This is a genomic window from Catellatospora sp. NPDC049609, from assembly GCF_040675365.1.
Taxonomy (GTDB): Bacteria; Actinomycetota; Actinomycetes; order Mycobacteriales; family Micromonosporaceae; genus Catellatospora.
Window position 1 is genome coordinate 1 of the sequence record NZ_JBFAOU010000384.1, and the last position, 2,862, is coordinate 2,862.

Here is a 2,862-nt window from a genome sequence, read left to right on the forward strand (position 1 = left end):
TGATCCACCTCGCGATGATCGACAACCTCGCCAAACGCGCCACCGGCGAAAGCACCCCAACCTGGCGAGACACCTGAACCGGCATCACTCACAAAATTCGTGAATCAGACGCCCTCTAAAGGCCGGGACCTGATCCCGAAATTGAAGATCTACAGCTGCCGCCAAGCCCGACGCCGCACACCGGTCGAACACCGCTTCTCAACGCTCATAGCCTGGCGCATTTTCAAATGTCCGCTGCGGCGTGGATAGGAGACGACATCTGCGGGCCATCCTCACACTGCACCTCGCCATATTGAGATCGTCAGGCTGTAAGGCCCCACTGGGGTTCGAGCTGCGATGACCCGACGCGCTGTTGCAGGCGTGGCCGGCGACGTGGGTCAGCTGACTGACCGAGATGCGTTACCTTGGCCGCGGCGTCGGCGGAAGGAGTGGTAGCTCCGTCTGATCGGCGTGGGCTGCACCGGTGGGTGTCCATCCTGGACCGAGCAGCAGAGTGGGCAACCACTGGCGTGCGCGGCGTGAGCGCAGGTCACGGAAAATGGCAGCGTACTCGTGATAGGCCACGCGCAGCGGGTTGTGGGTATCGATGTTCTTGGTGAGGCCGTACGTGGGACGCTCGGTCTCGAAGGCGAACGAGCCGAATATCCGGTCCCAGATGATCAAGATGCCGCCGAAGTTGCGGTCCAGATAGCCGCCCTGCGAGGCGTGGTGCACGCGGTGGTGCGAGGGGGTGTTGAAGACGAACTCGTACGACGGCCACATCCGGTCGATGCGCTCGGTGTGGATCCAGAACTGGTAGAGCAGGTTGATGCCGCCGCAGAAGCCGACGATGAGCGGGTTGACTCCGGCGGCGACCAGCGGCAGGTAGAACATAAAGCTTGTGAATCCGGTCCAGGTCTGGCGTAGCGCGGTGGACAGATTGAACGCCTGTGACGAGTGGTGCACCACGTGGGAGGCCCACAGGATGCGGATCACGTGGTGGCTGCGGTGGGACCAGTAGTAGCAGAAGTCCTGCGCGAACAGGAACAGCGGCAGCGCCCACCAGACGAACGGGATCTCCAGGGGGGTGAGCTCCCATACGGCGGCGGTTGCCAGGCCCGTGCCGAGACCCCAGAGCGCGTCCCAACCGAGGCTTCCCAGGCCCATGCCGATGCTCGTCGCGCTGTCCTTGAGGCCATATCCGAGCTCGTCGTCGTCCGGGTGGAGCCAGTAGGACAACCGTTCGAGGACCATGAGCAGGATGAACAGCGGGACCGAGTACAACACGATGGGGGGAAAGCTGGAAGGCTCCATCGTTCATCCTCCATCTCGGGCTTGATACTAGAGGTACGCGGCCAACGCGAATTCGGATCCCACGTACTGACTCGTTCGCAGCTTTACGTGTTCTCTGGGCGGTTGCAGCGCGATATGCGCCGCAGCGGCCGCGCCACCGGCCAGGTGTCGTCCATGTCGACTGCCCTAGCACGCCCGGCATCGCACACGGAAGATGTCGCCAGGTGGCTACTGGTCGATGTCTACGGGGATCCTTCACGCCTTGGAGGATGGACTACGTGCGGACCGGATCGTGCTGGCGCCTCCTCGGCCAGCCCTCAACATCATGGCTGTCGGCCTGGACAGCGGTGTGCTGGACCTGGCCAGCACACCGCTGCTGCTGCCACTGCTGGCCCTGTGTTCGTGCTGGACCAGCGCTCATGCGGCCTTACGCCAGTCGCCGATGTCGCGGCCGCGGTGCTGTTGTGCTGGGCCGGTGACGCCGTCCTGCTGTTCGACGGCACGGCCGGGTTCCTTACCGGGATGGCCTTGTCCGCAGCGGCGCACGGCTGCTATCGCCTCCTCCAGATGCTTTGCGACGGCGGGCGTGGGAATGCCGTCGGTGGCTTTGCGGGCCCCGATCGCGATCAGCTCCGGGCTGCAGGACCCTGCCGCGACGGTCGCGGCGATTCCGGCGACGACGGCAGCGTGGGGCAGCTGTCGGCGCAGCAGCAGGACCTCGACCAGCACGCGGGTGCCGTCGGGCTCGCCGTGGTTGGTGCGGGCCAGTGCCCAGAGCGCGTCGTGTTCGGCGGTGAGCGACCCTTCGCGGCGGGCCTGGGCCAGTGCAGCCGATCCGGCCGGCGCGCCGGGTGTGGCGAGGAGGACCTCCAGGTAGTGGTCGAGGTTGTCGCTGTGGTCCCAGCGCGTGACAGCCGCGGGTGGCGGGCGACGACCTGGCGGCCGTCGAAGAGCAGCAGCTTGTTCGCGCGCAGCGACACCCCGGCCTTGCGGGCGATGAACCGGGCCGGGATTGAGTAGTAGCACTGGCGGATCACGATGCGGGCGTTGCGCCGGACAGTCGGCGTCAGCGTGGTGCCGACGTCGAAGTCGTCGGCCGGCAGCGGGTGCAGCAGCGGCGCCTCGGCGAACGCGAACCCGATGCTGCCCGGTGAGCCGTGCACGTGCCGGTCGTCCTCGGCGGCGTCGATCGCCGATAGCCGGTCGTTGAGCTCGGCCAGCGATCCGACCTGCGGCGGCGGGACCAGGTCGTTGCGGCGGAACCGGCCACCTTCGTGCTCGACCCCGCCCTTCTCGTGCGCGCCGGCCTTGCCCGGCAGGCAGTAGAACGCGTTGAAGCCGTAGTGCGACCGGAACGCCACCCACCGCTGCGACTCGCTGCGGCAACGACCGAACAGCACCTGCCGCACCGCCGGCTTCAGATTGTCGTAGCGGATGTGCCGGGTCGGGACGCCGCCGAGCACGCGAACGCCCCGACGTGGCCTTCCACGAACCCTCCTGCTGAAGGTCGGTGACGGCACCGGCTTCGCCAGCTCCGGCCACCTCGCCGCCTACGCTGGGCTGGCCCCGGTCACCCGCTCCGGCACCAGC

General features: G+C 67.0%; 2 protein-coding genes and 1 pseudogene. 1 reads left to right on the forward strand and 2 read right to left on the reverse strand.

Going from position 1 to position 2,862, the window contains the following annotated elements; translation table 11 throughout:
• Positions 1 to 399: 399 nt before the first annotated feature.
• Positions 400 to 1,293: a sterol desaturase family protein gene (locus AB0J67_RS40325; protein WP_363490978.1), complete on the reverse strand. Its 894-nt coding sequence runs from the start codon at positions 1,291 to 1,293 to the stop codon at positions 400 to 402.
• A 605-nt stretch (positions 1,294 to 1,898) separates the two neighbouring features.
• On the reverse strand, positions 1,899 to 2,735 hold the full coding sequence (locus tag AB0J67_RS40330) for a hypothetical protein (protein ID WP_363490980.1): 837 nt from the start codon (positions 2,733 to 2,735) through the stop codon (positions 1,899 to 1,901).
• A 31-nt stretch (positions 2,736 to 2,766) separates the two neighbouring features.
• Between AB0J67_RS40330 and AB0J67_RS40335 the strand changes: the two are divergent.
• Positions 2,767 to 2,862, forward strand: a pseudogene (locus AB0J67_RS40335) (transposase); the annotation flags it as partial.